The organism is Fibrisoma montanum (genome assembly GCF_003583365.1).
In the GTDB taxonomy this organism is placed as follows: Bacteria; Bacteroidota; Bacteroidia; order Cytophagales; family Spirosomataceae; genus Fibrisoma; species Fibrisoma montanum.
This window is the reverse complement of the sequence record NZ_QXED01000005.1, coordinates 36,659-60,877: the sequence shown is the minus strand read 5'-3', so window position 1 is coordinate 60,877 and position 24,219 is coordinate 36,659. Positions and strand designations below refer to the sequence as shown.

Genomic DNA, 24,219 nt, shown 5'->3' with positions numbered 1-24,219 from the left:
TGAATAAATGACCAAAGCAATTAACCCTCTATTAACCAATAGTATATATATGCATCAATTTTCAGGCCATTTTTTATATGCAGTTACTAGCGTATGTTCGCGACTTCATTACTAATACATCAGTTTCCACAACTTCACTATTCACAAATTCATGAAGCACGTTTTGCTTTCTCTGTTCATGCTGGCCGCCGTTTCGGCTACGGCCCAGGAGTTTAAACCCTTTAAATTCAATATTTCGTTGGGGTACGCAAAACCGAGCGGCCCGGGCGCTTCCGGGGGCGTTCTGTATTCACTCGAACCCAAATACGGCATTTCCGACAACATCGACCTGGGTTTGCGCATTGAAGGCGCCCTGATGATCCGGGGTGTTGTAGTGAACGGTGAAGATGCCGAAGGTGAACTGAAAGCCTCTGCGTCATACCTGGCTACGGGAACGTATCTGCTGACAACCACGAATTTTCGACCTTACATCGGGGCGGGCGTCGGTCTGTACTCCGTGGCCAGCACAGGGGTTACCGTCATCGATGATGAAACCGAAGCCGGAACGCTGACGGGTGGAACGAAGTTTGGCGGTATGGTTCGTGCGGGTTTCAAGGCGGGCCACTTCAATCTGGGTCTGGAATACAACCTGATTCCGGCAACGGAAGGCATCATCATGTCGAACAACGGGTTTAACACGAACGTATCGAGCAAGAACTCGTATTTCGGCATTAAACTGGGCGTTGACATTGGTGGAGGCCGGTACAAATAAACCAACCCAATAAACGAAAAACGCAGGCCGGTAGGGCCTGCGTTTTTCGTTTATTGGGTTCTGCTACTGGAGCAGCGTTTTTAGATCCGCGTCCGACACGGTTAACAGGCCAACCTTCGGCAGCCGCCGGGTCAGTTCGCGCCAGTTGGCATCTTTGGCGTAGATGGCCCGCAGCATACCGGCGGCTTTGGGAACCTGCCTGGTGTTGGCCAGGGCGATGGCCGTCCAGTACTGCATTTCCAGGTTCTGCGGAAACTGTTTCATGGCGGCTCCGTATTCCTGCATGGCCCGTTTCATGTCGTTTTTCTCAATGGCCAGATCGCCGTTGTTCATGTGCTCGTAGGCCCGGTGCGTCCGCAGCAGCCGCTCAAGTTCGCGCAGGGGCTGATCGGCATCGTCGACGCGCAGATCCACTACGTGGTTTTCATCCCAGGGTGCACCGGTCGCTTTCCCTTTCACCACCAGCAGCACCGCCGACTGACGCCCGCGAACATCGCCCCCGGCTCCCTGAGCCGCATTGAGTGCCGACAATACCCGTTCGGGCAGCGGCAGACCGGCGTTTTTTTCGAAAGCTGCGGCCATGGCATCAGGAACTTTGCTGGTGAGCATCATATTCGCCTGCACCGAGTAGTTCTTCCCCTTACGATGCCCGGCAAAGTCAATGCACTTCTTCCCCGTGTGTACGGCTACGTTACCCCTGGCATCGGCAATAGCGACCTGCCGCACGTCGCGGCCTTCGTCAGTACGGAGCAGTTCATCCAGCGCCTGCTGCGCGGTTTTGCCTTTCTTCAACAGCGCCAGGCCGCGCAGTCCGAACGACTTGTTCACAAACGATTGCGTGGCCACAACCCCAACGCCTGCTTCGCCCCACGATACGGTGGTGCCGACCGAGAACCAGTGACTCTGCACCCCTACGGCCAGGTCGCCGGTTTTTTCGTCGCGGGCTACGATGGAAAAGGTGTGTGCGAAGGGTTCGCGGGTGTTGTTGGTTCCAGTTCGGGCGTGCTGGGCTAAGGTAGTGGTTGACAGAAAAAAGAGGCTGACCAGAAACCGATGCATGTTCAATGGGGTTAAGATCACCAAATATACGCGGGACAGGTCTTTCAGCAACAATCTGCTTTCTGAAAGCGCCAGACCCCGTAACTTGCACCCGAATACAACACTATACCACTTCATGAGTCTGGAACAATCCCCTCCCCTCACCCGCGCCCAAGCGTCCCGCGTTGCCATCGAACGATTATACATCACCATGCGCCACCTCTTCAACCGGGGGTTCTACAAGCCGTCGGGCGTATCGGGCGAGGAAATCCGCCGGGCGCTGCTTGTCCTGCAACCCGAAATCTATGGACTGGTCGGCGACCCCCAACGCGTTGAACTCGACGGACTGGTCTACGTCATGGACCGCCTGCCCAAAGGCATTGAAGCCTGCCGGGTCATTACCCTGGCCTCACGGGAAGGCTTCGAACATTCACATTTTCCAATCCTGGTTCCCGCCAAGCGCCGTCGGAATTGCTACCGCATCGATCAGGAGCAGATGGTCATTGAGGTGACCAACGGCCGGAGCGAGATTTATGACATCCTGACGCACCTGACGTTCATGTTCATGGAAGCCGACAAGATCCGGCGCAACGCGTTTCAGGAACGGGGCAGCAAAACCCGCGAGTGGGAAAAACTGGAAGCGATTGTTCAGGCCGGGGGGACCGTGACGGAGGATGAGCGCGAACTCGCCCTGACGTACCTGAGCTCTATCCTGGGCCGAACGTTTGAGGAAACGCAGCGGGCCTATGAGCGATTTGAAGAAACCGGCGGCACCAACAACGGCCTGTTCCGGATCGTGTATGGCCTGGGCAGCGTATCAATCCGCGAGATCCGCGAGACCAATGTCGATCGCGAAATCAACTTCACCCCCATGCTCCGCGAGCGGATCGGTCAGCACCTCTACGGCGAACGCTGGGCAACGCGGATCAAGCAGTACATCCGGGACAACAACCTGCACGAACGGCCCATTCACATCATCAGTGCCAATCCGCACAGCGTCGTGAATTGCCTGTATGCCCCGGCCGCCCTGACCGGTACGGCCTCCTGGGATAACCTGTACGATCTGGCGCTCAAACTCAGCCAGCCCCTCCAGCAAAACCTGCGGTTGAAAGTAGCCGAATACGCTCAGGCGCACGGTCTGCACGAACTGGCCGATGCCGGCGGCACCAACCTGCTGGTGCAGCTCATCGATACGGCCCAGTTACCCGCCAGAAAGCTGCCCGGCGAAATCAGCCACGATCCGGCGTTTATTGAACAAACCCAGCCGCTGCTGCTCGTCATGGACTACGCCTTTGGTGAACAGGCGTTTGAAACGATGGACGAACTGCTGAAGCCGTACGAACAGAACGGGGAGTCATTTGCGCTGAACGTAGCGTCGGTGTCGGTCATCGGTAAAGCCGGCATCCTGACCGGGGAGAAAGGTGACCTGATGATTCCCACCTCCCACATTTTCGAAGGCACCGCCGATAACTATCCGCTGGACAACGATTTCACCCCGGCCGACTTTGACGGCAACGGCCTGGCGGTCTACGAAGGCGCTATGATTACGGTGCTTGGTACGTCGCTTCAGAACAAAGACATCCTGAGCTATTTCCGCAATTCATCGTGGAAGGCGGTCGGGCTGGAAATGGAAGGCGCGCACTATCAGAAGGCGATTCAGGCCCACCTGAAAATTCGGAACAGCGTACCGGCCAACGTGAAGGTTCGATACGCGTACTACGCATCGGACAACCCGCTGATCACGGGCGGTACGCTGGCTTCGGGGAGCCTAGGCACGTTGGGCGTCAAACCAACGTACCTCATTACGGTCAAATGCCTGGAAAAGATATTCAACCCCTGACCTCGTAAACCAGCGAACCGAAAGCCAGGTTTGCCGTTATCCTGCATATGGCTACCGCTACGTTTCGCTGCTACGGCTCCCTCAACGATTTTATATCCCCTAAACGGCGGCACGTGCCGTTTACGCACACTGTCGGTGGGCGGGTGTCGGTAAAGGACGTCATCGAGTCGCTGGGCATACCGCATCCGGAGGTGGGCCTGCTGCTGATCAACAGCCAGTCGGCCGCGTTTTCGCAGGTTTTGCGGGAGGGCGACTACGTAAGTGTGTATCCAGCCTTTGCGGAGCTTGACGTATCGGCCGTTTCGCTGGTTCAGCCGGCTCCACTGACGGCTGTCCGGTTCGTGCTGGATGTGCACCTCGGTACGTTGGCCTCCCACCTGCGGCTGATGGGGTTCGATACGTTGTACCGCAACGACTACGCCGACGAAGAACTGGCCCGTATTTCGCACAACGAGCGCCGGATTCTCCTGACCCGCGACCGGGGTTTATTGATGCGCAGCCTGGTCGACTACGGCTACTTTGTTCGCTACACCAACCCGCCCCGCCAGCTGATTGAGGTGCTGCACCGGTTTACGCTAGTCGACAGCCTCCGGCCGTTTACGCGGTGTCTGGCCTGCAACGGGGCGCTTACCCCCGTCGACAAGGCCGCCGTTCAGGAGCAGCTGCCGCCAAACGTCCTGACGTACCGGCATCAGTTCTGGCGGTGCCGGCAGTGCAGCCGGGTGTACTGGGAAGGCACGCACCACGAGCGGATGCTCCGGTTCGTCGATGATGTTCGCCAGCGGCTCAGTCGATAGTATTATTTTTTGGAATAGTAGTAATCAACCACTTACTAAGTAGAAATGCTTTTTTCGGAACAACCAACCCAGCAATTTTGTAGGTAAATCGGAGATGTTCCGTTTATAGTATGGCTAAACGTAAGAATGCAGTGTACAGCACTCCGGACGTCGTATTGATCGGCGCCGGAATCATGAGCGCAACCCTTGGGGTCATGCTCAAAGAATTACAACCCGATATCACGATTGATATATACGAGCGACTCGACGTAGCAGCGGCCGAAAGCTCCGATGCCTGGAATAATGCCGGCACCGGTCACTCGGCTTTCTGCGAACTGAACTACACGCCCGAACGCCCCGATGGTTCAATCGAAACCGCGAAGGCCATTAAAATTGCCGAATCGTTTGAGGTATCGAAGCAGTTCTGGGCTTTTCTGATTCAGCAGGGCTTCCTCAAGAATGCCCCTAACTTCATCCGGCAGATTCCGCACATGAGCTTCGTCTGGGGCGACGAGAACGTAACGTATCTGCGCAAACGCTTCGAGGCCCTGCAGCAGTCGCACCTGTTCAAAGGCATGCAGTATTCCGAGAATCCGGCGCAGTTGGAAGAGTGGATACCGCTCGTAATGGACGGCCGCGACCCGGCGCAGAAGGTAGCCGCTACGCGCATGGACATCGGTACGGATGTTAACTTCGGGGCGCTGACCCGCAGCATGTTCCAGCAGTTGCAGAACATGGATGGGGTGACTATGCACTTCGCCCACGACGTACGGGATCTCTGGCGCTCCAAAAGTATGGGCGGCTGGAAAATCCGGGTCGAAAACCTGACCACTGGTCAGATTCGCGACGTTCGGTCGGAGTTCATTTTCATCGGTGCGGGCGGTGGTTCGCTGCGTCTGCTCGAAAAGTCCGACATTCCGGAGGCCCGGGGCTACGGCGGTTTCCCGGTGAGCGGGCAATGGTTGAAGTGCCTGAACCGCGACATCATCGAACAGCACCAGGCCAAAGTATACGGAAAAGCGGCCGTTGGCTCACCCCCGATGTCGGTGCCGCACCTCGACACTCGCATGATCGGCGGGCAGAAGGAACTGCTCTTTGGCCCCTACGCCGGTTTTTCGACCAAGTTCCTGAAACACGGATCTTACATGGACCTGCCCAAGTCGATTCAGATGAACAACATCGCGCCGATGCTCATGGCCGGTCTGCACAACATTCCGCTGACGAAATACCTGATTGAGCAGGTACTCCAGTCGCCGGAAGACCGCCTGACTGCCCTCCGCGAGTATTTCCCCAACGCCCGGATGGAAGACTGGGAACTGGAAATTGCCGGCCAGCGCGTACAGGTAATCAAGAAAGACGAAGAAGAAGGGGGCGTTCTGGAATTTGGTACGGAGGTCGTTAGTTCGGCCGACGGCAGCATTGCCGCCCTGCTCGGTGCATCGCCGGGGGCCTCAACAGCCGTGTCGATTATGCTTGATCTGCTGAAACGGTGCTTCCCCGACAGATTAGAGTCCGAGGCCTGGCAGCAACGGCTCCGGGAAATGATTCCGTCGTACGGCCGGTCGCTGGCGAACGATCCACAGTTGATGCAGGAAATCCGCACGATGACCAGCAACGTACTGGGTCTCGACGTGTATGAATATACCGCCGACTAACGGCCGGTTGTTTTACGACTGCCCCTCGCCGGCCTTCAGTTGATGCGCCGGCGGGGGGCCGTTCGTTTCATGCGGCCTTTAATTAGGGAAACAGCCGCTTCCAGTAAATATCCGGACAAGTAGTTGAAGCGATTATTACCTTCGTCGGTACAGCATTAGTATACGCATTATCCCCATGAAACGACTGCTTCTTTATTCTGCTCTTGTCCTCTTGCTGGGCTGTAAGAAACCCGACGATTCGCTGGGTCCCCTGGAAGGTATTTACGATGGTACGTTCCAGCGGGGCGGGGCGGTACCCTGTCAGGTTACGATTACGTTTGAGCCGCAGGGACGCTACACCGGTACAGTCAACAGCGTCAGCTCCAGCGGTAGTTTGTGTCCGCTGATCAGCAAAGGCACATTCTCAACCTCGGGGCGGGTCATCACCTTCCAGGACGAAACAAACTGGCCAACAAGTACCGACAGGAGCCTGATTCTGACCGGTGAGTTTGGCACCGAAATCAGCAGCGGCAAACTCCTGCTGATCAGAGCTGACGATCGCTACGTACTGGCCTTTCGGTAAGGCAGTTACCTCATCCTGCACGCCTGCATTTAGTTTTCCTACGCGTCGTATCGCTACGTAGTGATTTATCAATTCTGCTTCAAGAATCCTTCATGTTTACTAAAATGCAGCTTCTTCGATCTATTTTTGCACGTATGATCTGACGGCAAACGTGCGGCAGAAAAGTCTGTGCGTTTCTGTTGCCCCAGAAAGCCGACGTTATGAGTGCTGCTGTTTCATTGTTTCCGGAGCCCGATCCAGGCGACAGAAAGCTCGTCTATTTGTTGCAGGGGATGCTCGATGCATCGCCGGGCTTCGTGTGCTATTGTGAACCCATCTGGGAAGAAACCGGCCCCGAGCCGGTTCCTCTCATCGATCTGGTATACCGGCTGGTTAATCGGCCGCTGTGCCAGTTGCTGGGTCATTCTGTCGACGAAGTGGTGAACCAGCGGATGACCCACTTCCTTCCTTCCGTTAAAGCAACCGGTCTGCTCAATCACTACGGGCAAATTCTGCTGGCCAGACAGGCCCAGCAGTTCGACTTCACCTACAATGCCGACGGGTTCAGCGGTGGCTACCGGATTGAGGCCACGCCCCTGCTGGATGGCCTGGTGATCTCGTTTACGGAACTTCCTCCACCGCCTAAACCAGCCATTCAGCCGGCCGACCAGTCGGCTATGCTCCAGAGCATCATCGACAATTCGCTGAGTGGCCTGATGGGCTTCGTTGCCATCCGGGATGAGCAGGACCGTATCACCGATTTCCGCGTTTCCTTTTTTAATCCGGTTTGTCTGGCGTTAACCGGCCTGACGGCCGACTATTTCCGGCAGCGAACGTTTCGGCAGCAGGTTCCTCCGGACCATCTCCCCGCCATCATGGCGGTACTGCAGCAGGTAGTCACGCAGCGTCAGTCGACCCGGGTTGAATTTTTCTCCAGCCATATCAACCGGTGGGTCGACATCGGCCTGTCTCCCCTGGGCGATGGATTTCTGGCTTCGTTCATTGATATTACCGACCGCAAACGAGCCACCAGCCGGCTCCAGTCGATCATTGACCAGGCGCACACGGCCATTGCTACCCTGAAGCCCGTACGGACCAACGGCCCGGCTTCCGACATCGTTGATTTTGAAATTACGCTGGCAAACCGAACCCTGGCGGACTACGTCAGAACCCCGCCGGCACCAATTGTGCAGCGATTAATGAGCGAGTCGTTTCCGTCGTATAAAGTGCTGGGACTGTTTGACCGGTACCGGCAAACGGCCGAAGAAAAAGTCCGGCAACGGTTCGAATTTCACTACAACGCCGATGGGATCGACGCCTGGGTGGATGTTCAGATCGTGCCACTCGACGGTGAGGTGCTGATTACCCTCTCGAACCACACGCTGCTGAAACAGACCCAGCTACAACTGGAAAACAAACTCTCTGAACTCAACCTGCTGAACGAAAACCTCGAACAGTTTACCTACACGGCCTCCCACGACCTGCAGGAACCCCTGCGCAAAGTCCGGACGTTCGGGGACATGATTCTCGACGCCCACGGCCCGGCCCTGGGCGAAGGAGGAACGGATCTGGTTCGGCGCATGCAGGGGGCCGTTACCCGGATGCAGGAGTTGATCCGGGGCCTGCTGATGTATTCCCGTACCGCCACCGACCGCCAGCCCCACCAGGTAGTTGACCTCAACACGATCATCGACGACGTACTGGATGATCTGGAACCGGTGCTGACCGAAACAAAAGCGAACCTGGCCATTGATCCCTTGCCGGTCATTCAGGGCGACCCGCTGCAGTTACGACAGCTGTTTCAAAACCTGCTGTCCAACGCCCTGAAGTTCAGCCGCGCCGACGTACTGCCCGATATTCACATCGATGTCTGCGAAACCCAGCCGACCGATCTGCCCGCAGGGATACAGGCGCCGGCTGGTGGGTTTGTAGTTATTGCCATCCGCGACAACGGTATTGGCTTTGATCCGGAGCACGAAGAGCGCATTTTTGAGCTGTTCCAGCGCCTGAACAACCGGAGTCAGCACACTGGTACGGGCATTGGTCTGGCCATCTGCAAACGGGTAGTCGAAAACCACGGCGGCACGATCACGGTCAAAAGCAGGCCCGGTGCCGGCAGTACGTTCACGGTGTACCTGCCGCGGGGTTAAAACTGGAAGTAGATAAACTGGTTGGACGAGAACACCCCGAACAGGTAGCTCACCAGCATGATCAGCGTAAACAGCACGTAGAAACGTACTGTGTTGCGCGTGGGAATGTATAGGTAGTAGTATTCCTTGATCATCAGAAAAGCGATCAGGAAAATACTGAATCCCATTTCAGTCGCGTTCAGGGGCGTACTGACCGTATCCCTGAACGATAACGTACCGATCCGACCCAGAATCAGAAACGCATCGCCAACGCTCCGGGCCCGGAAAAACACCCAGGTCAGCATCACCAGCCCGAAGGTCAGCAGGAGCTGCAGCGTTTGATAGAGCCGGTTTTGTTCGGGAAGTTCGATTCCCTGCCGCTTCAGGTACTTATCGCGCAGACCAGCTCCGACCTGATACACACCATGCAGACCACCCCAGATCACGTAGGTCCAGTTGGCGCCGTGCCACAGGCCGCTGGCCAGAAATACCGTCAACTGGTTCAGGTTCCGGCGGGCCTCCCCTTTCCGATTACCGCCCAACGGGATGTACAGATAATCGCGGAACCAGGTCGACAGTGAGATGTGCCAGCGACGCCAGAAATCGGTGATTGAGCGAGCGATGTAGGGCGTCCGGAAGTTTTCCATGAGCGTAAAGCCCATCACCCGCGCAGCGCCGATGGCAATGTCGGAATAAGCCGAAAAGTCGCAGTAAATCTGGAACGTGAAGAAGAACGTCGCGACGAGCAGCGTCAGGCCGTTGTGCTGATCGGGGTTGTTGAACGCCGGATCGACCATCATAACCAGCCGGTCGGCGATAACCACCTTCTTGAACAAGCCAAACGCCATCTGCATGAGTCCGGCCTTTACGTTCTCAAAATCGTACGGGAAAAACGTATGATACTGGTGCAGTACGTTCTGCGGGCGCTCGATCGGCCCGGCCACAAGCTGCGGGTAGAACATGACGTAGAGCGCGTAAATCCCGAAATGCCGCTCGGCTTTCTGATTGCCGCGGTACACCTCGATGGTGTAACTCATAGCCTGAAACGTATGGAACGACAGGCCGATGGGCAGGATACTGGTGGCGTTGTCCTTAAACGAACTGATGCCGCTCTGCCCGAATACGTGCAGCACTTTCACAAACACGCGGTCGATCACGTAGGTGATCTGATCGGCCAGTTCGGGCAAGTGCAGGACGTTAAAAAGCCCGGCAATATTTTCCGTTAAAAACCCCAGGTACTTGAAGAATGCCAGAATACCGAGGTTGGAGATCAGTGAGAGTATCAGCAGCCAGCGCCGGGTCTGGCCTTCGGTCCGTTCGATCAGCAGCCCGGCAATGTAGTCGATTACAATGGTCAGCAGCAGGATCAGGATATAGACCGGCTGGAACACCATGTAGAAATAACAACTGGCCAGCAGCAGCAACACCCACCTCCCCTGCCACTTCAGGCTGAAGTAGGCGAGTGTAACAACGATAAAAAAAAGAATGAACTGTAGCGAGTTGAACAGCATACGGCAAAATCAGTAAACGCGCTCGACCCGCTCCACAAAGTCCCGGTATTGCCGGGCGGGGATGAACTGCGGTTGCGTTCGGTAGGTCAACACAATGAATACCAGCAGCAACGAAATCAAAAAAGCCTGTAAAATCAGAATCAGAAACGAAAACACGAGGTAGCTCGCCCAGCCCGGTACGGCCGTGTTGGTGAACAGCCGCAGGTATACGGCCACGCCGATTCCCACCGCCGATACGGCCGCCATCATGACGCAGAACAGCAGAATCCGGACGGCCGTCGTATCCATCAGGACCGACACGGCACTCAGCCCGTGCATGATCAGCGACACAAAATTCATTTTTGACTGCCCCGCCAGCCGCCGACCGCGCTCCAGCGGTACGGCCGTGTAGGGCAGTCGCGACCGGATAACGCCCCCGGGGTAGTTATTCCATATTTCGGATACGTGGGCCAGTTTTCGCAGCCGCGAAGCCGGTATAAGACTGAAATTACCAAACGTGATCACTTTGCCGGTCAGCAGCCGGAACACGGTTTTATAGATCGTGTAGAACAGCCGGAACATGAAGCTTTCGTGCCGTTTGGCGCGGTGGGCGAATACCACGCGACCGGGTTGAGCAATGCCCATTTCCAGGAGTTTGATGATGTCTTCGGGGCGATCCTCACCGTCGGAGTCCATAACGATGGTTGGGTACTGTTCTTCCTGATCGGCCAGGTACGACAGGCCGAGTGCGATGGCTTTCTGGTGACCAACGTTCCGGAATAGCCGCAGCACCGACAGCGACTGCCCGACGCCCTGCGGCAGAGCCTCAAAGTCGGTTGCCGAGCAATCGTCGACGATCAGAAACGCCAGCCGGTCCCGCAGGGGTGCATCCACCACCGTCCGGATTCGCTCCAGGAGTAGACCTAAAGCGGGCCAATCGTTGAAAAGAGGAATGACAATATTGATGCGTTCAGAATACGTGGCCGCTACGGTCTCCAAGGGCATTACGGGTAGTGCGGGGCAAAAATAGCCGGTTTCTCCGAAATCTTACACGACAGCTTAGGCTGAGGTCCTGACTCAGCGGGCCGGGGCCGCTTCAACGGGTCGGGGCGGCTGTCGTTCTTTCTGCCGGATCACCTCTTTAACAATGTACAGCGGCCGTCCTTTGGTCTGAAAGAAAATTCGCAGTACGTATTCGCCGATCAGCCCCAGCGCGATCAGCTGCACCCCGCTGAAGAGGACAATGACGAACAGCGTCGCCGTGAAGCCCTGCGGTACGTCGCCGTAAAAATACTTCTTGATCAGCGTTTGAATCAGGTACAGAAAGGCGATCGTGAAGGTAATCAGCCCCAGGCGCGTCACCAGCTTGATCGGGTACTCACTGAAGTTGAAAATCCCGTTATACGCCAGTTTCCGCAGCATCTTGAACGAATATTTCGGCGCACCGGCCACGCGGGCATCCCGCTCGTATTCTATGCCAATCTGACTGAAACCGATCCAGCTACGCATGCCCCGGATAAAGCGGCTCTCTTCCGGCATCTGACTCAGTACGTCGGCCACCCGGCGGCTGATGAGCGAAAAATCACCACTGTCGAGCGGTATGTCAACGTACGAAATCGAGCGCATCAACCGGTAAAACATCGAGTACGCCAGCCGTTTGAATACGCCCTCCTTCCGCTTTTTCCGAATGGCATACACGACGTCGTAGCCCTCCAGGTATTTGTCGTAGAAATCGGTTAGCAGTTCGGGCGGGTCCTGTAGGTCGCCGTCGATGATGAAGAGGGCTTCGGTAGCCCGGGCCGACGCAATACCGGCCGACAACGCAATCTGATGACCGTAGTTACGGGACAGAAAAACGCAGTGGTAGCGGTCGTCGGTGAGGGCCACCTGCTGCATCAGGGCGGCCGTGTTATCGCGGCTGCCGTCGTCGATCAGCACCACCTCAATGCGAAGTGGCGACGCATCCATGACGGCATTGAGTCGGGCAACGAGGTGCGGAAACGATTCGCGTTCGTTATACAGCGGGGCAACAATCGAGATCTGCGGCTCAGACAAGGTAGTAAGGAATGAAACGGTTCCTGCGGGCAAAAGTACGCGTTTTTTCACTATGGCACAGTAATGGTCTGGTTGCTGAACCGAACCGGCTGGGTATTTCCGGGCAGAATCAGCATGCCGATCCGGTACGTGCCCGGGTGCAGCATTCCCCGGATGACCTCAGCCCGCAGGCCCGGTACGGGGCGATTCAGGAAGAACGGCCCCGGCGAAAAATACGACTCCGTCGGAAACAGGAACGTCCACCGATCAGAAACGGCCACTACGTAAGCCTGGCGGGTAGCGGCCGGGGGCGACCAGTTGGTTGTCTGCACCACCGTACTGTAGTCGTTATCAACGCGCTCCAGTTTCAGGAGCGGATCAGGCGGCAAGGTACGGGTTGCGGGGCGCAGCACCGGCTCAAATAACGTGGCAGTCTCGGCCGGATAATTGTACATTCCGCGCCTGATCGTCTCATTGATTACCTGGCGGGCCATGTCGGCAAAGGGCGTTCCGGGAGTAGCACCGAGTCCCACCTGGTTGTGCTGCTGGTCAAAGGCAAAACTGAGCAGCATCTGCCGGCGCTGGGATACTTTAGGCCAGTGCCGCATGTAGGAAACACCCCATACCAGTACGCTCAGCACCAGCCCGATCCGGAACCACTGCGTCACGGTACGGCCCACCCGAAACTCGCTCAGGCCGTTTAGGTACAACAGCACCACCAGCACGGCCGGGTACAGCATGTAGTTGCTCACCAGCATGACATTATAGCCAAACCGGGGACGTAGAAACGCCACAATGACGGCGTTGACCATCAGGAACGCGTAGCAGCCGGTGAAGAAATACCGGCGTTTCTGCAACACATCCTCCGGCCGCCCAACCGACGACCAGCCTGAGCCACCCGATCGACGGAACGAGATGGTTTCCCAGTTCATCTGCCACAAAAACCAGAGCATCATTGGAATCACGACCAGTCCGGCAAGCGTCGGCAGTACGCTGCGCCAGAAAATGGGCTGGCCCGGAAAAAAGTCGAACAGCGCCCCCGTGAACGTGAAGAAACCGGAGAACACCAGATACGGGTATTTCAGGAAAAACGAAAAGCTGGTTTCGTTGCCCTGCGGGCTGCTGAAGTCGTGGAAGTAGAAAACGATCGTGACAATCCCAATAGCCAGCCAGATCCCCAATCGACGCCAGTGCTGCTGCATGGCCAGCACAACCGCCCCGGCCACCCAGCCAAACAGGCCGTTGCTCATCGACAGCGACGCCAGCAGTTGCAGCACCGTAGCGCCCGCAAACCGCTCCCGGCCGCGCCCGGCCAGCAGGTAGATAGCCGAGAACGTCAGAAAAACAACCACCTGGTGCTGCAGGCCCGTGATGGCCCAGATGCTGGTCAGGTAGTGCTGCGGTTGCAGCAGAAAAAACGGAACCGGCGCAAACGCCAGCAGCGGTAACTTCATCGACCGGAACACCCAGTAGAACAGGCCCAGAATCCCGGCGAGAAAGACAAACGCACAGAAAATCAATCCCCGGAAATTCACCTCGCCCGTCAGGTCATACATGCCCAGCGTGATCAGCTTGGCGATGAGGATGCGGTGTTCGTTGTTAGGCCGCAGGAGCCAGTCGAGCTTTTCGGCCGTTGTGCGGGCATCGGTATAACCGATGATAAAGTTCAGGAACGCATCCAGGTCGTCCATCCACGGTACATTGACCGTATACGTCAACAGGAGCGCCACGAAACAGACCAAGGGTATGGACACCAGCGGCAAAGCAACCCGGCGCAGCAGACTCGGCGCAACAGACTTGGTTGGTAAAACAGATAACTGCTCCATAGTGGCATGTCAAATGCCAGAAGCCGACGCTCAACCGTACGTTTATCAAACCGCACGTACCGGATTGCTGCCGTCATCTGGCGTCGATGAGTTATTGCGTCAGGCCTTCGCGGTCGGCACCGGCTTTCAGCACAATGGTTTTCTTATGATAATAATCGGCCCAGCACCGGTTCCAGAGGTGCTCCGGATTATCCTTTACGTCTTCCAGAAACATGGATGCCGGATACACCGGCAACGGAGCCAGAACAGCCTGGCTGTCGCCGACTGTTGTCAGTTGCTCATACCGCTGCTGCATGGCCCGGTCGTAGGCCTGCGGCCGACCGTTCCACAGGTCTTCGTAGACCATGTGCACCACCGGTCCAAACCAGACTGTTACGGCCACCCATACGGCGATACCTACCAGGGCCGGTTTGGCGTAGGGCTGCCACAGCGCCGGCTGTAGCCGCGGACGCAGCCGGGCTACCCAGAGCGTCAGGTTATAGCCCCAGCTCAGCCAGAACACCAGATTGATGATGTTGACCAGCCTGGGCACGGGCGCAATCCCGACCCCATAGAAGTGCAGCGAGATCAGCACCAGCACCGTAGCTCCCCCGTGCAGCAGAGCCAGCAGCGGATGAAGGCGCAGGTAAGCCGGTAGTGGCCGGGCCGTCAGCTGGTAGGCGATTGGCAGGTACAGCAGCGACATGGGCAGCAACGGCGTTGCGAAGAACTGGCGGGTCACGTAGCCGACCGAGTAGCGCAGCGACGACGTCAGCGTCAGCGGAATGTTGCTGCTGTTCGCGTTCGATCCCATCCGGATGGCGTTGCCGGGGGCCGTAATGAGGTAATAGCACCCAACGGCCGACACGACCAGCAACACCAGCATCGTAGCCGACAGCCGACGCTGCTGAATCAGTTCGCCCAGCGCCAGCAGACCAAGCAGCGACATCACCATGACCATGCTGGTTTCGCTCGACCCGATGATGCCCGTAATCAGCAAGGCTTCCGTTACGATGTAGCCGGCCTGAAGCCGGAACCCCTGTCGCCCGTGTGCCAGCAACGTAGCCAGCAGAAACAGAAACAGCACGCACGACAGGCTGTAGCAGGCCATGCCCGCGTACCAGTACAGAAACTCGGCCAGTCCGGCCAGCGTAGCCATAAACCCAACGAACAGCCCGGCCGCAAACGTCACCTTTGTCCGGGTGTCGAAACCATGTAGCCACTGGCTGGAAAGCGCGTAGACACTGGCCATCAACAGGACCAGCAGAACGAGCGGGTATAGTTTATAGCCGTCATACCAGCCGATAGTCAGCGGACTCGAATGAACGATGAAATTGTGAAAGAACCGGCCGCTCCAGCCATCGTAGTAAAATTGCTGGGCCTGCCAGAACCCATACTGCATGGCCGTGTTGGCAAAGCAGTAGTCGTCGGCGGGCGATGGATGGTTATAAGCCGATAGCACGGCCAGTGGGACCGCCACCAGCACGGCAACACTCAGGAGTAAAAACGTAGCGAAACGCGACGATGTAGATGATATCATGCCGAAGAACTAAGTCGATGTAGGCAGTTGAACCTGCGTTTTGCGCATAGTCCGGTTCAGAAACGGGTACGCCAGCACGGCGGCCAGAATAACCAGCGTACCAGCGTAGAACCCCGGCGTCATGCGCTCTGAGCTGCCAAAAATTACAACAGCCAGCAAAATGCCATACACCGGCTCCAAATTTACGGTTAAGACGGCCATGTACGGCGAAAACTTACGCAACAGCCGAATTCCGATGGTGTAAGCGTATACAGTACAGACAAACGACAGGATCGCCAGCCATAGCCAATGAAGCCCCGACACCGGCACCAGCGGCCCTTCAGACTGCCCGAATCCGAGCAACAGACCGACAAACAGCGCCGAGGTGACGAACGCCCCACTCATTTCGTAAAAGGAGATAACCAGCGCATTGTGCCGCTGGGTGAACCGGCTGTTGATGATGGTAAACAGCGAGGAGAGCATCGCCGACAGAACCGCCATCAGCAGCCCGGCCATCTTATCAAATTCAAACCGGAAAATGAGGTACAGCCCGACCATGACCACCGCGCCCAGAAAAACCTCGACGGACCGTATGCGCCGACGTAGCAGCAGCGGCTCCAGCAAACTGGCCCAGAGGGAACTGGTGGCCATTCCGGCCAGGCAGACCGATACGTTGGCGATGCGGGCCGCGGCAAAAAACGCGATCCAGTGCAGGGCAATCAGGCCGCCCGTTGCCAGCAGACGCAGGCGTTCGCCGGGGGCCAGCTGCACAGACTGCTTCCGGGCATACAGGACCAGCGCCATGCCACCAGCCGCCAGCAACGTTCTGTACAGCACCACCACCGGCGACGACAGTGGTTCCAGAAACTTGCCCAGAATGGCCGTGAAGCCCCAGATTACCACGATAAAGTGAAGCTGCAGGTAATCGGCAAGTGTTGGTTTTGTCATACTGAAAAACGATAGAGTAGAGGCAGATGTCACGCATGACGCAGCTGTTCACTCGTAACAGCTGCCGCGACACTGCTCATTATCGGGGGATGGTCTTGTACAATAGTACCCCGATGCCCGCAAAAATAAGGTTTGGCAGCCAGACCGCCAGCACGGGATTCAGATTACCGGCTTCGGCAATACCCTTGGCCAGCATAAAAAACAGCAGGTAAGTGAACGCCAGCATGAAACCCAGTGCGACCTGCCAGCCTACCCCCCGACGGGTTTTGCGGGCCGACATAATAACGCCGATTACCGTCAGGATGATGATGGCAAACGGCCGGGTATCGCGGGCGTATTTTTCGAGCAGGTACGTTTCCAGACCGTCGGCCCCGCGGCTCCGGAGCAGTTCGATGTGCCGGTTCAGCTCGGGCCGCGTAAAGGTTTCGTAGAGGTTGAAATCGCTGCCGAAGTCGTCGGGTTTCAGGTTCAGGGTGGTGTCCATGCGGGTGCCGGGGGTCAGGGTTTCGCGCTGCCCGTCGATGCTCCGCACTTTATAGTCGTAGACGGCCCATTTCTTTTTCTTGGCATCCCACTCGATCCGGTCGGCCGACAGTTTCTGTTTGAGTTCATTCCCCTGGATTTTCTCCAGCGTAAATTTGTAGCCGGTGTTGCTCGTGTTGTTGTAGCTCTCCAGGTAAGCGTACACATCCGGCGCAATTTTGAGATGGATGTTCCGACCTGAGTACGTGTACGCATCGTTGATGTACTGCACTTCAAACGCGATCCGGGTCTTGTTGGCCCTTGGAATCACGTAGTTGACCAGAAAGTAGGTAAGCACCGCCAGCACCGAAGCCCCAACTACGTACGGAAACAGCAGCCGCATGAACCCAATCCCGCTGCTGAGCATGGCAATAATCTCCGTGCGGGCCGCCAGCCGCGAGGTGAGAAACACCGTGGCGATAAAGACCATCAGCGGACTGATGTAGTTGGCCCAGTACGGAATAAAGTTCAGGTAGTATTCGCCGAGAATTTTGTTGGCCGGGGCGTTGTGATGATGAAAGTTATCCACCTTTTCAGTGTAGTCGATCACCACCACTACCAGCACGATCACCAGCACCACGAAGACGTACGTCTGCAGGAATCGTTTGAGTATATACCAGTCTAATAATTTCATACAATGTCGACCCGTTCAAGGGTCGGTTAGCGGCTTAAACAGCCGGGATTGTGATTAGGGCGCTACCCGGCCGGTTGATTAACCAGTAAGTTTTTGGCTACCTCGTAGCTGATAAAGACCGTCTGCCCACCCACCAGCTGCACCTGTACCGACCGGTCGAAAGTGTTTACTTCCCGAATGACCACCGTACAGCCCAGCGTCAGGTTCGAACGGTCGAGGTGCTGCAAAAATTCCGTTGAGTGTTCGAGCACCCCCATTAGCTGGACGGGTTCGCCCGCCACCATTTCCGACAGTTTCTGGTAACCCGTTTCCGGCATCTGTCCCGCCGGCGTTGGAATGGGGTCGCCGTGCGGATCGAACTGCGGGTGCCCCAGAAACGTATCGAGCCGCTCCACCAGTTCTTCCGAGCGGATGTGCTCGAGTTCCTCAGCCATTTCATGCACCTGATCCCACCGGAAGCCCAGCTTATCGACCAGAAACACCTCCCATAACCGATGGCGACGAATGATCTGCAACGCCAGCCGCTCCCCTTCTTCGGTCAGCCGGACGCCCTGGTATTTTTTGTAATGAATCAGTTGCTTATCAGCCAGTTTACGCAGCATATCCGTTACCGAAGCCGCTTTGGTGGCCGTCATTTCGGCCAGCGCATTAGTACTTACCTCGCCCTGCTGCCGGGTGGCGAGGTAGTAAATGGTTTTTAAATAATTTTCTTCGGTAAATGACTGCATAAGGACTGTCTGCTTTCAAAAACGACAGAAAAAGAGAAAACAGTTTAGTTGCAAAGGTAGTTTTTATGTTAAACTTTCTAAAAATTTAGGTTAGTCTAAATTTTTATTTCAACAATCCTTATCTTTGAGCACTAAGTAATTGGACGTCAGATACGGGGCAACCGATCCGGATCGATCAGATGCTTATGGTCTACAGGCTGCTGTCCGGCATCCAACCTCCGACAATACTATGAATACAACCAATACATTTATGAAAGGCTGGCGGCAGGATAACGTATCCCAATCGCTTCCAGACGTGCATAGTACGATAAAAGTACCCCGTAACAGCGGTTTTTTTCGCACCCTGATGGCGTACGCCGGACCCGGGCTCATGGTGGCCGTGGGGTATATGGACCCCGGCAACTGGGCTACCGATATTGCCGGGGGCGCTCAGTTTGGTTACCGGCTGCTGTCGGTTATTCTGATCTCCAACCTGTTTGCTATTCTGCTTCAGCACCTTTCGCTGAAACTGGGAATTGCAACGGGCCGCGATCTGGCTCAGGCCTGCCGCGATCACTACAGCCGTCCGGTATCGATTGGTTTGTGGCTACTGGCCGAAATCGCCATTGCCGCTACCGACCTGGCCGAAGTGATCGGGTCGGCCATTGCCCTGAATCTGCTCTTTGGTATGCCCCTGCCGGTCGGCATCTGTATCACTGCCCTCGACGTGATGCTCTTGCTGTATCTGCAACACAAAGGATTCCGGGTGATTGAAAGCATCGTCGGCAGCCTGATTTTAATCATTCTGCTGTGCTTTGGCTACGAACTGGTGGTTTCGCAGCCGTCTTTGACCGCCATCTCCGGTGGACTACTGCCTCAGAAAGAGATTATCACGAATCCGAACATGCTGTACATCGCCATCGGGATTCTGGGCGCTACCGTTATGCCGCACAACCTGTACCTGCATTCCAGCATCGTGCAGACCCGCGACTACGACCGCACGGACACCGGACGGCAGTCGGCCATTCGGTTTGCCACCATCGACTCAACCGTTTCGCTGTTCCTGGCCTTTTTCATCAATGCCTCCATTCTGATCCTGTCGGCGGCTACGTTCCACGTCTCGGGCAACCAGCACATCGCTGATATCACAGACGCGTATCATCTGCTCGACCCGATTCTGGGGGTTCAACTGGCGGGCATCCTCTTTGCGGTGGCCTTACTGGCTTCGGGGCAAAACTCGACGCTGACGGGTACGCTGGCGGGGCAGATCGTGATGGAAGGGTTTCTGAACCTGCGGCTGAAACCGTGGGTACGCCGGCTCATTACGCGCTTGCTGGCCATCGTTCCGGCGTTGATTGTTGCCCTGCTGTACGGCGAGAAAGGCACCGCCGAGCTGCTGGTGCTGAGTCAGGTTATTCTGTCGCTTCAGCTGAGTTTTGCCGTGGTTCCGCTGGTACGGTTCACCGGCGACAAACTTAAGATGGGGCGCTTTGTGAATCCGCAGTGGATGAACATCATCGCGTGGGTGATCGCCGTTGTGATCATCACCCTGAACGGCTACCTGCTCTGGAGTACGCTGCGCTAACGACTGCTTGTTCCCGTAAGGTTGACAATCGCCGACATGAGCGTATTGAAGCCGGCCAGCGTGGTCGGCTTTGTTATGAATTCATTGGCCCCCATTTCATAACAGAAGTCGCGATCCTCTTTCGCCGATGAGGTGGTGAGCACCAGCACCGGAACGTGCCGGAAGCGGTCGGTGGCTTTAATCTGCTTCAGCACCTCCCGACCGTGTACCAGCGGCAGGTTAAGATCCATCACGATAATGTCGGGCCGTTCGGGCGACTCGGCCAGATACGGTGCAATCTTATCCCCCTGCATAATAACGCACAGTTCACACGCAACAGCGTTGGTTCGGAGCGCGTATTGAAACAGATCCACGTCGTCCTGATCGTCTTCTATCAGTAAAATCTGAATTTCATCGGTCATGGCTGTAAAGTGGAATATGGCAATCCTCAAATATAAGGACTGTCCTGTAAACCACGTCATTAATTATTTATTTTCCGGTCAGTCCACCCTTTACGTCCCCGTCAGTAAGTAACCGACAAAGAGTTTATTCAAATAATTACTTTTGGTCTATTTTTCTGAATGATGCCTTTCACATGCAACCTCAACGTGTAGCGTCGGTACCCCACGACATTGTCGGTGGCGGAAAGATGGGCGAGCTGATCCGGGCTATGGACTGGGCCAAAACGCCAGTCGGCCCTATGGAAACCTGGCCCTTATCCCTGCGGATCATCGTACAGTTTATGATGGATACCAGTTTTGGTATGTATCTGGCCTGGGGCCCCGAACTGATCCAGATTTATAACGACAGTTACCGCCCTATTCTGGGCAATGAAAAGCATCCGAACGCTCTGGGTAGCAGCGCCCGCGATACGTTCCCCGAGGTCTGGGACTGGCTTGAACCGATCTTCGATGGCGTGATGCAGGGGCAGGCGTACGGTGCCGAAGACTTGCTGATTCCGCTGAACCGCAACGGCTACCTGGAAGATTGCTACTTCACTTTTTCCTACACGCCCCTTCGCGATGAAACCGGTCAGGTGCGGGGCATTCTCGTGCCCGTTACGGAAACGACGAAAGTGGTACTTGCCCGGCGGCAGCAGGAACAGCAAAAGCAGCAGCTGCAAACCCTGCTGATGCAGGCTCCGGTCGCCATTGCTATTTTTCGTGGCCCGGAGTATCGTATCGAACTGGCCAACGATGCCCACCTGAAGATATGGGGCCGCACGGCCGACGAGGTTATTGGCAAACCCCTGTTCGACGCTTTACCCGAAGCAAAAGGCCAGGGTTATGAAGAACTTCTGGCCAACGTCATGACGACCGGCGAACCGTTTTACGCCAACGAACTGTACGCCGATCTGATTCGGAATGGAGCCACAGAAACCGTTTATTTCAATTTCGTTTATCAGCCCCTGCGCGAACCTGATGGCACCATATCGGGCGTTATTGTGGTAGCCAACGAAATCACGGAACAGGTTGAGGCCCGCAAAAAACAGGAGGAAAACGAAAACCGCTTACGCATTGCCCTCGACTCGGCCGAATTAGGTACGTGGGACTACGATCCACAGACCGACGTCATTCTCTGCGACGAGCGCACGGTAACGCTGTTTGGCTTCCAGCCGGGCGATCAGATTAATTTGCAGATGGCCCTGAATGCCATTGTCGAACCGGACCGTCAGCGGGTAACAGACGCCATTCTCGACGCCCTGAGCCCTGGTTCAGATGGCTATTACAATCTTGAATATTCACTGGTCAACTACCACGACGGCTCCCTTCGCACGATTCGGGCCATGGGTAAGGCTTTCTTTGACAAACAGGGAGTAGCGTATCGGTTTACCGGCACCGCCCTGGACATAACCGAATCGAAAAAGGCGGAGTCAACCCTGCGCGAAAGCGAAACACGGTTCCGTACGGTGGCCGATACCGCCCCCGTCATGATCTGGATGTCGGACGCCGACAACCTGTTCAATTTTTTCAATAAAGGGTGGCTGGAATTTACCGGCCGCACGATGGAGCAGGAACTTGGCAACGGCTGGACGGAAGGCATTCACCCCGACGACTTTGACCGGTGCCTGCACACCTACGCGACCTCGTTTGAAGCCCGGCAGGAGTTTTACATGGAGTACCGCCTGCGGCAGCACACCGGCCAATACCGCTGGGTATCCAATTCGGGCAGTCCCCGCTTTTCGCCCGACGGCCTTTTTGAAGGCTTCATCGGTGCCAGCATGGACATTCACGAGCAGAAACAGGCCCTGGAAGCGCTGGCCATCAGTGAAGCCCGGTTCCGGCAGCTGGCCGATTCGATGCCGCAGATCGTCTGGACGGCCCGCCCCGACGGCTACCTCGATTACTTCAACCAGCGGTGGTACGAGTTTACCGGAATCGATAAGGGCTATGGTGACGCAGGCTGGACGTTCATTCTCCACCCCGACGACGTGCAGCCGTGCCTGAACCATTGGCATCGGTGCCTGGAGTCCGGAGCGCCTTACCGCTTTGAATTCCGGCTCCGGGATCGGCACAACAACGGGGCTTACCGCTGGTTTCTGACGCTGGCTACCCCCATTCGCGACCAGACTGCCGATGGTCAGCCCGGCGACATCACCAAATGGTTCGGAACCTGCACTGACATCGACGACCAGAAACGCCTGGCCGAACTCCTCGAAGAACGGGTCAGCGAACGGACGCAGGAACTGAGTGCCGCCAACGTCAATCTGGAGCGGTCCAACTTCGATCTGATGCAGTTTGCTTCGGTGGCGTCGCACGACCTGAAAGAGCCACTCCGCAAGATTCAGGCGTTCGGCAATATCCTGCAAACCACAGCCAGCCCGAAGCTGAGCGCCACCGAACTGAATTATTTTGACCGGATTATCGGGGCCGCCAATCGGATGCAGAATCTGGTCGAAGACGTACTGAATCTGTCGAAGCTATCGCACCAGGAGATGGAGTTTGACTGTATAAACCTGAGCGATGTGATCAGCCGGATCACCGACGACCTGGAGGTTCTGATCCAGGAAAAAGACGCTCAGGTACGCATTGGTACGTTGCCTGCCATGAAAGCCAATCTGGGGCAAATGCATCAGCTCTTCCAGAACCTGATCACCAACGCGCTTAAGTTTAACCATAGCGCTACGCCGGTCGTTTCCATTGAGCAGATTGCCACGCCGGCCAATATGCCTCTTGCGGTTCACCTTTCGTCTGATCAATACGTTTGCGTCCGGGTGGCCGACAACGGCATTGGTTTCGATGAGGCCTACAGCGAGAAAATTTTTGGCATTTTTCAGCGGCTCCACGGCACGAAGTTCGGCGGAACGGGTATCGGGCTGGCCATCTGCAAAAAAATTGTCGAGAATCACCACGGCCACATCTGGGCGGAGGGTAAACCAAACGAGGGGGCTTCTTTTTACGTAGCGCTGCCGGTCAGGCAGGTGCAGCAGGTATGACATCAATCGACTGGTCGTCCGTACTCGCCTACGGACTCTTATTTCTGGCCGCACTCGGCGGAGGTGCTATGAACGCCGTGGCCGGGGGCGGCACCTTCCTGACGTTTCCTTCGCTGACCTTCTCGGGCTTATCCCTGCTGTCGGCCAACGCCACCAGCACCGTAGCGCTCTGGCCCGGTACCGTTTCGAGCGCCATTGCGCTGCGCCAGCAATGGGGTACCTACCGGAGTCGGCTTGCCGGCTATCTGCTGATCAGCCTGTTCGGCGGACTGGCCGGTGCGCTCCTCCTGCTTCGGCTTTCGTCCGATACCCTCGGCGACGTGTTTCCCTATCTGCTGCTCACGGCTACCCTGCTGTTTGCCTTCAAATCGCGGCTGGAAAAACAGCAGACCGCCGAACGGCCGTCTCCCGCCTGGCTCCAGACGCTGGTCCTGCTGCTGGTGGCCATCTACGGCGGTTTTTTCGGCGGGGGCATGGGCATCATGATGATGGCCATGTTCAGTTTGCTGGGCATGACCGACGTCCGGAACGCCAACGCTCTGAAAGTCCTGCTGACCGTCGTCGTGAACGGCATTTCAGTCGTTACGTTCATCGTGGCCGACGTGATCGTCTGGCCGTCGGCGCTGGTCATGGTTGGGGGCTCAATCCTGGGCGGGTATGTCGGGGCAGTCTACGCCCGGCGCGTATCGCCCCAGCGGCTGCGCATCATCATCGTCAGCATCGGCCTGATCCTGACGGTGTATTTCTTCCTGCGGTAACGGCGGGGAACGTTCACACCCTTAGTTATAGCGTCAACCGCACTTACTATCAGCGGGTGACGCCGTCGGCAG

Annotated in this window: 19 protein-coding genes; 9 read left to right on the top strand and 10 right to left on the bottom strand. The window is 56.5% G+C overall.

Features of this window, described 5'->3' with window-relative positions; all coding sequences use genetic code 11:
* Positions 1–151: 151 nt before the first annotated feature.
* The gene (locus tag DYU11_RS17225) at positions 152–751 is read left to right on the top strand and encodes an outer membrane beta-barrel protein (protein ID WP_119668958.1); all 600 of its coding nucleotides are present in this window, start codon (positions 152–154) and stop codon (positions 749–751) included.
* A gap of 63 nt (positions 752–814) precedes the next feature.
* Here the strand turns inward: DYU11_RS17225 and DYU11_RS17220 are convergent, their stop codons facing one another.
* A complete protein-coding gene (locus tag DYU11_RS17220; protein WP_119668957.1) occupies positions 815–1,810 on the bottom strand; it encodes a DUF1028 domain-containing protein in 996 nt (331 codons plus the stop codon).
* A 115-nt stretch (positions 1,811–1,925) separates the two neighbouring features.
* On the opposite strand from DYU11_RS17220, the gene DYU11_RS17215 reads away from it, so the two are divergent.
* From DYU11_RS17215 to DYU11_RS17195, 5 genes are all read left to right on the top strand, one after another.
* Positions 1,926–3,629, top strand: coding sequence for a DUF6909 family protein (locus DYU11_RS17215; RefSeq protein WP_119668956.1), 1,704 nt, complete (start codon positions 1,926–1,928; stop codon positions 3,627–3,629).
* Between the two features lie 47 nt (positions 3,630–3,676).
* On the top strand, positions 3,677–4,426 hold the full coding sequence (locus DYU11_RS17210; RefSeq protein ID WP_119668955.1) for a Mut7-C RNAse domain-containing protein: 750 nt from the start codon (positions 3,677–3,679) through the stop codon (positions 4,424–4,426).
* Between the two features lie 110 nt (positions 4,427–4,536).
* Complete coding sequence (locus tag DYU11_RS17205) at positions 4,537–6,060, top strand: malate:quinone oxidoreductase (RefSeq protein ID WP_119668954.1); 1,524 nt, start codon at positions 4,537–4,539, stop codon at positions 6,058–6,060.
* A gap of 175 nt (positions 6,061–6,235) precedes the next feature.
* Complete coding sequence (locus DYU11_RS17200) at positions 6,236–6,622, top strand: hypothetical protein (protein WP_147367955.1); 387 nt, start codon at positions 6,236–6,238, stop codon at positions 6,620–6,622.
* A 200-nt stretch (positions 6,623–6,822) separates the two neighbouring features.
* A complete protein-coding gene (locus DYU11_RS17195) occupies positions 6,823–8,751 on the top strand; it encodes a PAS domain-containing sensor histidine kinase (RefSeq protein WP_147367954.1) in 1,929 nt (642 codons plus the stop codon).
* Here DYU11_RS17195 and DYU11_RS17190 read toward each other — a convergent pair.
* The 8 genes from DYU11_RS17190 to DYU11_RS17155 form a co-directional block, all read right to left on the bottom strand.
* Positions 8,748–10,241, bottom strand: a complete 1,494-nt coding sequence (locus DYU11_RS17190) for an MBOAT family O-acyltransferase (RefSeq protein ID WP_119668951.1) — start codon at positions 10,239–10,241, stop codon at positions 8,748–8,750. The two genes, DYU11_RS17195 and DYU11_RS17190, sit on opposite strands and share 4 nt — an antisense overlap.
* Before the next feature lie 9 nt (positions 10,242–10,250).
* On the bottom strand, positions 10,251–11,225 hold the full coding sequence (locus DYU11_RS17185; protein ID WP_119668950.1) for a glycosyltransferase: 975 nt from the start codon (positions 11,223–11,225) through the stop codon (positions 10,251–10,253).
* Between the two features lie 72 nt (positions 11,226–11,297).
* Positions 11,298–12,275, bottom strand: coding sequence for a glycosyltransferase family 2 protein (locus DYU11_RS17180; RefSeq protein ID WP_119669437.1), 978 nt, complete (start codon positions 12,273–12,275; stop codon positions 11,298–11,300).
* A 50-nt stretch (positions 12,276–12,325) separates the two neighbouring features.
* Positions 12,326–14,080: a hypothetical protein gene (locus tag DYU11_RS17175; RefSeq protein ID WP_119668949.1), complete on the bottom strand. Its 1,755-nt coding sequence runs from the start codon at positions 14,078–14,080 to the stop codon at positions 12,326–12,328.
* A gap of 91 nt (positions 14,081–14,171) precedes the next feature.
* The gene (locus tag DYU11_RS17170) at positions 14,172–15,599 is read right to left on the bottom strand and encodes a DUF6056 family protein (protein ID WP_119668948.1); all 1,428 of its coding nucleotides are present in this window, start codon (positions 15,597–15,599) and stop codon (positions 14,172–14,174) included.
* Between the two features lie 9 nt (positions 15,600–15,608).
* Positions 15,609–16,526 carry a DMT family transporter gene (locus tag DYU11_RS17165; protein ID WP_119668947.1) on the bottom strand — a complete coding sequence of 306 codons (918 nt, stop codon included), beginning with the start codon at positions 16,524–16,526 and terminating at the stop codon, positions 15,609–15,611.
* Positions 16,527–16,605: 79 nt separating this feature from the next.
* Positions 16,606–17,682, bottom strand: coding sequence for an LptF/LptG family permease (locus DYU11_RS17160; protein WP_119668946.1), 1,077 nt, complete (start codon positions 17,680–17,682; stop codon positions 16,606–16,608).
* 62 nt (positions 17,683–17,744) lie between these two features.
* Positions 17,745–18,410: a metal-dependent transcriptional regulator gene (locus DYU11_RS17155; RefSeq protein WP_119668945.1), complete on the bottom strand. Its 666-nt coding sequence runs from the start codon at positions 18,408–18,410 to the stop codon at positions 17,745–17,747.
* 229 nt (positions 18,411–18,639) lie between these two features.
* Between DYU11_RS17155 and DYU11_RS17150 the strand changes: the two genes are divergently transcribed.
* Positions 18,640–19,974, top strand: coding sequence for an Nramp family divalent metal transporter (locus DYU11_RS17150; protein WP_119668944.1), 1,335 nt, complete (start codon positions 18,640–18,642; stop codon positions 19,972–19,974).
* On the opposite strand, the gene DYU11_RS17145 is transcribed toward DYU11_RS17150, so the two are convergent.
* The gene (locus DYU11_RS17145) at positions 19,971–20,375 is read right to left on the bottom strand and encodes a response regulator (protein WP_158600299.1); all 405 of its coding nucleotides are present in this window, start codon (positions 20,373–20,375) and stop codon (positions 19,971–19,973) included. The genes DYU11_RS17150 and DYU11_RS17145 overlap by 4 nt on opposite strands.
* Positions 20,376–20,548: 173 nt before the next feature.
* On the opposite strand from DYU11_RS17145, the gene DYU11_RS17140 reads away from it, so the two are divergent.
* Together DYU11_RS17140 and DYU11_RS17135 are read left to right on the top strand one after the other, a co-directional pair.
* The gene (locus DYU11_RS17140) at positions 20,549–23,389 is read left to right on the top strand and encodes a PAS domain-containing sensor histidine kinase (protein WP_119668942.1); all 2,841 of its coding nucleotides are present in this window, start codon (positions 20,549–20,551) and stop codon (positions 23,387–23,389) included.
* Positions 23,386–24,147 carry a sulfite exporter TauE/SafE family protein gene (locus DYU11_RS17135; RefSeq protein ID WP_119668941.1) on the top strand — a complete coding sequence of 254 codons (762 nt, stop codon included), beginning with the start codon at positions 23,386–23,388 and terminating at the stop codon, positions 24,145–24,147. Before DYU11_RS17140 ends, DYU11_RS17135 begins: the two co-directional genes overlap by 4 nt.
* Positions 24,148–24,219: the final 72 nt, after the last annotated feature.